This window comes from Candidatus Benthicola sp. (genome assembly GCF_058719085.1).
In genome coordinates this window covers 1-6,158 of the sequence record NZ_JBZQEK010000096.1, presented here as the reverse complement: position 1 = coordinate 6,158, position 6,158 = coordinate 1, and the positions used below count along the sequence as shown (strand labels likewise).

At 66.6% G+C, this 6,158-nt stretch carries 7 protein-coding genes; 5 read left to right on the top strand and 2 right to left on the bottom strand.

Going from position 1 to position 6,158, the window contains the following annotated elements:
- A partial coding sequence (locus AC36XV_RS07525; RefSeq protein WP_492203064.1) for an ABC transporter C-terminal domain-containing protein occupies window positions 1–1,210 on the bottom strand: 1,210 nt, incomplete at its 3' end.
- Between the two features lie 324 nt (window positions 1,211–1,534).
- Between AC36XV_RS07525 and AC36XV_RS07520 the strand changes: the two genes are divergently transcribed.
- From AC36XV_RS07520 to AC36XV_RS07500, 5 genes are all read left to right on the top strand, one after another.
- On the top strand, window positions 1,535–3,034 hold the full coding sequence (locus tag AC36XV_RS07520) for an FAD-binding oxidoreductase (RefSeq protein ID WP_492203063.1): 1,500 nt from the start codon (window positions 1,535–1,537) through the stop codon (window positions 3,032–3,034).
- 116 nt (window positions 3,035–3,150) lie between these two features.
- Entirely contained in the window at window positions 3,151–4,407 is a 1,257-nt protein-coding gene (locus AC36XV_RS07515; RefSeq protein ID WP_492203062.1) for an NAD(P)/FAD-dependent oxidoreductase, read from the top strand.
- Window positions 4,408–4,545: 138 nt separating this feature from the next.
- Window positions 4,546–4,740 (top strand): hypothetical protein, encoded by a 195-nt coding sequence (locus AC36XV_RS07510; RefSeq protein ID WP_492203061.1) that lies wholly within the window; start codon window positions 4,546–4,548, stop codon window positions 4,738–4,740.
- Window positions 4,737–5,120, top strand: a complete 384-nt coding sequence (locus AC36XV_RS07505; protein ID WP_492203060.1) for a hypothetical protein — start codon at window positions 4,737–4,739, stop codon at window positions 5,118–5,120. The genes AC36XV_RS07510 and AC36XV_RS07505 overlap by 4 nt, the downstream gene beginning before the upstream one ends.
- A gap of 7 nt (window positions 5,121–5,127) precedes the next feature.
- Entirely contained in the window at window positions 5,128–5,715 is a 588-nt protein-coding gene (locus tag AC36XV_RS07500) for a CIA30 family protein (RefSeq protein WP_492203059.1), read from the top strand.
- Window positions 5,716–5,736: 21 nt separating this feature from the next.
- On the opposite strand, the gene AC36XV_RS07495 is transcribed toward AC36XV_RS07500, so the two are convergent.
- The coding region (locus AC36XV_RS07495) for a DUF8692 domain-containing protein (RefSeq protein WP_492203058.1) at window positions 5,737–6,158 on the bottom strand (422 nt) is incomplete at its 5' end.

Here is a 6,158-nt window from a genome sequence, read left to right as displayed (position 1 = left end):
CCTCCGGCACTCTTTCCTGTGTATCGATGTGCTCGTAACGCACGTACGGGAGGAGTTGCACCGTGGTCGGGCTCGACCGGAGCACGTCGTAGCCGGCCTGCAGATACCAGCCGAACAGGCGTTCCCCGATGGACTCGTCTCCCGTGAATCCCTCGAGCGCGTTCAGGGCGGCTACATCTCCCACGGTCGAGTAGGCCAGGAGGCCCCGGACGTCGAAACCGTACGCCCGATAGCCCGCATGTCCCTCGAGGATCATCGTGGGCGCGGTGATCGTCTCACCGGGAGACGGCGGTGACTCCGCTCCCTGGCCCGAGCCTCCGTAGTAGCCGGACGCTCCGATCACCAGTCCCGGGACTCCCGACCAGTCCGCGCGTGCGACGCCCGCGAAGTTCTCGGCCTTCGCACGCGATCCCTTCTGGCGACCCCCGCGGAGCCCATTCGCGTTGAATCCCTCCCCGTCGAGTCCGTTGACCAGATAGACCCGCCAGTCGAAGTCGCCGGCGCCCCCGAAGAAACCGATGCCGAGTTCGCGCCAGGTGGTCGGGATGATCCGGAGCTCCGTCTCGGGTCGCAGGGCACCGAGGTACGTGGGTGGCTCATGAATCTCGTTGATGAACCCCATCGGGAGCAGCAGCAGGCCGCCCCGCAGCCCCGTGCTTCCCTGCAGACCCCGGAACCGCCAGTCGAGGTAGGCGAACTCCAGGGATACGGAGCCCGTCTCCGAAGTGCTCCCGTGCTCGACTTCGATCTCCGAGTTGAACAGGAAGTGGTCGTTGAACTTGTAGCCCACGTACACGACGCCGCGCAGGGCATCGATCTGATCGGTGGCGCCGGACGGGCTCCCGTCCTCACGGGTCGACGCGTTGTTCTGATACAGGAACTCGCCGTAGCCTCCGATGGAGACGCCCTCGCCGACCCGGTAAACCTTGGAAGCCGCCGGTCCGAGTCCCCATTCGGTCGTGTCGGCCCGGGCCGTCACCTCCTCGCCCAGCCGGATCCTCTCGAGCTCACGGGTGATGGCGTCGATCTGGCGGGTGATCTCGGCCAGCCGTGCACTGTCGGGATCTTCCGCGAGCTGGAGTCTGAGGGCTTCGACCTGCCGCTCGAGGCGCTCGATTCTGTCTTCGACGGATTCCGACGGCTCCTGGGCAGACAAAGGCGACGCCTGAGCGACAAAGACGACCGAGATGAGCACCGCCATCGACCGCACGCCTGCCGGGATTCCGCGTCGACCCTGGGAGAACACTCGGCGCAGCGTCACCAAAAGGTCAGTCGGGCAGGGACTTATACGAAATCGTGACATCGAGGATTGTCCGGAAAGTTTGGAATGAGGATGAAACTCGTTCTCATCGAGCGGCAGAATACGGACGGGTGGTCGGCGATGCAATGAGCAGGGAGCCGAGGTCTAGCCGGGCAACAGGGCACCGAATGCGACGGCGGAAGCTTTGTGCTCCATCCGCCCGGGCTTCGTCTGGCGGGTCGTCTTGAGTACACTGGTTCAGTTCAGCCGACTTCCCGAACCGCTGAGGTGTCCATGAAACGACGCACGTTCGTCCGGTCGTCCCTCGCCGCAACGGCTGCCCTCTCGATTCCCGGCAGCCGCTCCATCGCAGCGCAGTTTCGGCCGGTCGCGCAGGAGGCACCGGATGTCCCCGCGATCACCGGCGCGGGCAGGGAGATCGTGCTCAAGGGTACCGACATCGCCGACCTGGCGGCCCGCATGGAAGGACCGGTGCTGTTGGCTGGCGACCCCGGGTATGATCGGTCGCGGATGATCCTCAATCCCTCGTTCAACAAGTTCCCGGCCATCGTGGTGCGGCCGACGGGGGTGACGGACATTCGTGCGGCGGTCGATTTCGCTCGCGCCCACGACAACCTGCTCGTCGCGGTCAAGTGCGGCGGACACAGCGCCTCGGGGAAGTCGACGTGCAATCGAGGCATGCAGATCGACCTGTCGCTGTTCCGAGACGTTCGGGTGGACCCGGACCAGAGGCGGGCCTGGGTTTCGGGCGGCAGCCTGCTCGGCCCGGTCGACCGCGAGGCCATGGCCTTCGGACTGGTCACCACCATGGGCACCGTATCCCACACCGGTGCGGGCGGGCTGGTCACCGGAGGCGGATTCGGCCGCCTCGGGCGCCGCTTCGGTCTGTCCGTGGACAACCTCCGCTCCGTAGAGCTGGTCACCGCCGACGGCGAGTGGGTGCACGCGGATTCGGATCACAACGCGGATCTGTTCTGGGCGGTCCGGGGGGGCGGAGGCAACTTCGGGATCGTCACGAACTTCGAGTTCGAGCTCCACCCCATGCAGCGTGAGGTCGTGTTCGGCCCGCTGGTGTTCCCGATCGAGCGGGCCCGGGACATGCTGGTCATGTTCTCCGAGTACGCGCCCGTTGCGCCCGACGAGCTCAGCATGGGGTTCTTCGTTTCCCGCCCGGACGGTGAGCCCCCGAGGTGCGGGATCGGGGTCTGTTACTCGGGGCCGGCGTCGGACGCGGAGAAGGCCCTCGCTCCCATCCGGAAAGTCGGCACGCCGACGTACGACGGCGTGAAGTCCATGGACTACGTGGCCGTGCAGCGCTCCGGGGACATCGACGATCCGCGGGCCCGTGCTTCGTACCTCAAGGGCGGGTTCATCTCCGGCATGAACGGACAGCTCATCGACGACATCTTGCGGGGCCTCGAGAGCGGTCCGTCGTGCGACGCGGCCGTCTTCTTTCAGCTGAGCGGAGGGGCGATCAACCGCGTTCCCTCCGACGCCACGGCGTTCGCCTACCGGGACGCCCTCGGCAACCTGCTCAGCGCCGTCGACTGGCCGGCCGGGGAAGATCCCTCGGAATACATCGCCTGGGAGCGCGCCTACTGGAAGACGCTGGAGCCGCATACGATCGGCTGGTACGTGAACGATCAGCCGCTGGAGGGCGGCACGCCGGTGAACGCCAACTACCGTGGCAACTACGGCCGGCTCGCGGAGATCAAGAAGCGCTACGATCCGGACAACCTCTTCCGTCTGAACGCCAACATCTCGCCGGCCTGACCGCGAGGGAGGCCGGTCCTCCGGGCGGGCACGTCCCGACCCGATTCGAGACCATCGAAAGCCCGTCGACGCCGGCGGGCTTTCGCACATGGGCCGTTCGTGCGAGATGAGTAGATATGAGCCCACATGATGCGGATGTGATCGTGGTCGGGGCCGGCCTGGCCGGTCTCGCGTGCGCCCGACGCCTTCACCGATCGGGTTTGGAGGTGCTCGTCGTCGAGGCGAGCGACGGTCCGGGTGGCCGCGCCCGAACGGACGCCGTCGACGGTTTCCTGCTGGACCGCGGCTTCCAGGTGCTGCTGACCGCGTATCCGGTGACGCGGTCGGAGCTCGATTACGCGGCGCTCGACCTGCGGTCCTTCGAGCCCGGCGCCCTGGTGCGTGCCGGCGGCGCCCTCCACCGCGTGTCGGACCCCTTCCGACGGCCCGGCCAGGCACTGGCGACCCTCAGAGCGCCGATCGGGTCCCTGCGAGACAAGTGGCGGGTGGCGCGGCTGGCGCTTCGGGTTCGGCGCGGATCGGTGCACGAGCTGTTCGAACGGCCGGAGCGGTCCACGCTCGCGTATCTCTCCGGCCTTGGATTCTCGCATCGGATGATCCGGACCTTCTTCCAGCCGTTCCTCGGTGGCGTCTTCCTCGATCCATCGCTGGAGACATCCAGCCGGATGTTCGAGTTCGTGTTCCGGATGTTCGGCGAGGCGGCCGTCGCCGTGCCATCCGGCGGAATGGGCGCCCTCGCTCAGCAGCTGGCATCCGATCTCCCGACCGGTTCCTTGCGGCTGAACTCGCGCGTGGTGTCTGCCGACAGGAATGCGATCGTCCTCGAGGGGGGTGCGTCGCTGACGGCCCGAGCGGTGGTCGTAGCGACCGACGGCCCGGCCGCGCGTCAACTGGCTGGCCTGGAGGATGTCCCCCGATACCGGCCGGCTCTGTGCCTCTACTACGCGGCGGACGAGCCACCGATCGAAGAGGGTATCCTCGTCCTGGACGGGGAGGAGAGGGGGCCGGTCTCGAACTTCTGCGTGATGAGCCGGGTCTCTCCCACGTACGCCCCCGCGAACCGGGAACTGCTCTCCGCCACCATCCTTGGCGACGCCATCGACCGTCCCGACGTGCGCGAGGCCGCCCGTGCGCAGCTCCGAGACTGGTTCGGGCCCGTGGCGCACGACTGGGAAGAGATCGCGTCGTATCGGATTCCCGTCGGACTGCCCGACCAGTCGCCCCGGGCCGGGGGCGTGCAGGCCCGGGCCGTGTGCACCCCTGGTGGCGTTTTCGTTGCTGGCGATCACCGGCGTCACGGCTCGATCGAGGGAGCCATCGTATCGGGTCTCGACGTCGCTCGGGCCGTGAAGACGGAGCTGACCGCCGCCTGACCCCCCCCTCGAAATTACTGTCTACATTTTGTCTAAGTATAAAACTTGACAAAGCTGGCCGGTGTGTACATTTTGCCATGTGCGAGGTAAGGAACGGGTCTCAACAGGCCCTCAATCATCAAGTGCACGGAGAAGATCATGTCGAATACGACGCAGACCTGGCCGGATCTGGCCATCGGGCTCTACGACCGCCTCACCGGTCGAGGCGCGGAGATCACCTACGAGATGGATGACCTGAACGTCGACGTTCCGAGCCGCGTTGGCGAAGATGCCGCGTACACTCGCTGGACGGTGAACGGAACGGTTCGAATCCGGACTCGGGACGGCAAGTGAGTTCCGAACGTCCTTCACGACGGCACCGGCCGGTGGACCTGCTCGCCAATGTTCATGTGGCGGCACCCGCCGGCCGGCTGACGGTCCAGGGGACCGGCCGGACGCTCGCGATCGATGCGAGCAGCTGGCGCATGTACGGGCAGGCAGCTTCCTCTCTGCGGCTGAAGACGAGGTCCGAGCGGCAGATCCTGCTTCACCGGTTCGGCCGCGCTCTGCGAGCTGCGGACATCGAGGTCAGCCTCCAGACGGCGGGCCGTGAGATCGCCCGGCTGGGCACGTCCGGGGGTGGCCTCGGTGCGCGTCTGCTCGGCTTGCCGGGAACGAGGATCCGTATCGTTGGATTGATCGCCGCCCTGCTGCGCTCCCCATTCAACCGGTAATCGACGCATGAGCGTGACGCCTGCCCTGATGGCTTCGACCCTCGCTGCTGCACTCCTCCTCGTGGGCGGAATCGCCGACAGAGATGACTTCGAGCCCGTTGATCCCGTCTCCCTGTTCGAGTTCGACCGCGACCGGGCCGAAGACTGGCTCGTGATCAACGACGGCGTCATGGGCGGAGTGTCGTCGAGTCGATTCACCCATCGTGAATCGGGCTTCGCGACGTTCACCGGCGATTTGTCCCTCGAAAACAACGGTGGGTTCGCTTCCGTGCGAGCCCCGATGGCTCCGGGCGCGCTCGAGAACCGGCAGGCACTGATTCTCCGTGTTCGCGGTGACGGTCGGACGTACCAGTTGCGCCTGCGCACCGACCGTCGGTTCGACGGAATCTCGTACATGGCCCGATTCGAGACCGAGAAGGGCGAGTGGCAGGAGGTGACGCTGCCGCTCGACCGGTTCCAGCCGACCTTCCGAGGACGCCGGCCCGCGGGCGCGCCGCCGCTGTCGCCGGCGTCGGTTCAGCAGATCGGGCTGCTGCTGGCCGATGGAACGCCCGGAGAATTCCGCCTCGACGTAGCCTGGATTCGGGCCCGCTGAGGGTCATCGAATCGAGGCGGCCTACTCGATCGATACCCTGATCTCTGCCGCCACCCTGCGGATGTGGTCCAGCAGGGCGTAGACGAACACGGACGCTCCGACCATCTCCAGGCCCTCCTCGATCGCGGCCAGCGTGATCCAGAGAACCGTCGCGCTGCTGCCAGACGATTCCGCGACATGCGCGCCGATCATCTCGAAGCCGACCGCTCCGCCCACGAACAGCAAGGCGGAAATCAGGAACAGGTTGCGCGTGTGTCTCTCGAGTCCGCGCAGCCAGGGGACCAGGTACGCGGCCAGGACGACGACGAACAGGATGCCCAGGACGACCCAGGGATAGAACAGGTATCCGCCCAGCCCGAGTTTTCGCAGAATCGGCACGGAGGTCTCGTGTAGCGCGGCTGCCTCGTCGGCCGACAGGTAAAGGAAGATCACCGACAATACGG

Coding starts and splice junctions, on each gene's coding strand:
- AC36XV_RS07520 (WP_492203063.1), top strand. CDS start 1,535: ATGAAACGACGCACGTTCGTCCGGTCGTCCCTCGCCGCAACGGCTGCC.
- AC36XV_RS07515 (WP_492203062.1), top strand. CDS start 3,151: ATGAGCCCACATGATGCGGATGTGATCGTGGTCGGGGCCGGCCTGGCC.
- AC36XV_RS07510 (WP_492203061.1), top strand. CDS start 4,546: ATGTCGAATACGACGCAGACCTGGCCGGATCTGGCCATCGGGCTCTAC.
- AC36XV_RS07500 (WP_492203059.1), top strand. CDS start 5,128: ATGAGCGTGACGCCTGCCCTGATGGCTTCGACCCTCGCTGCTGCACTC.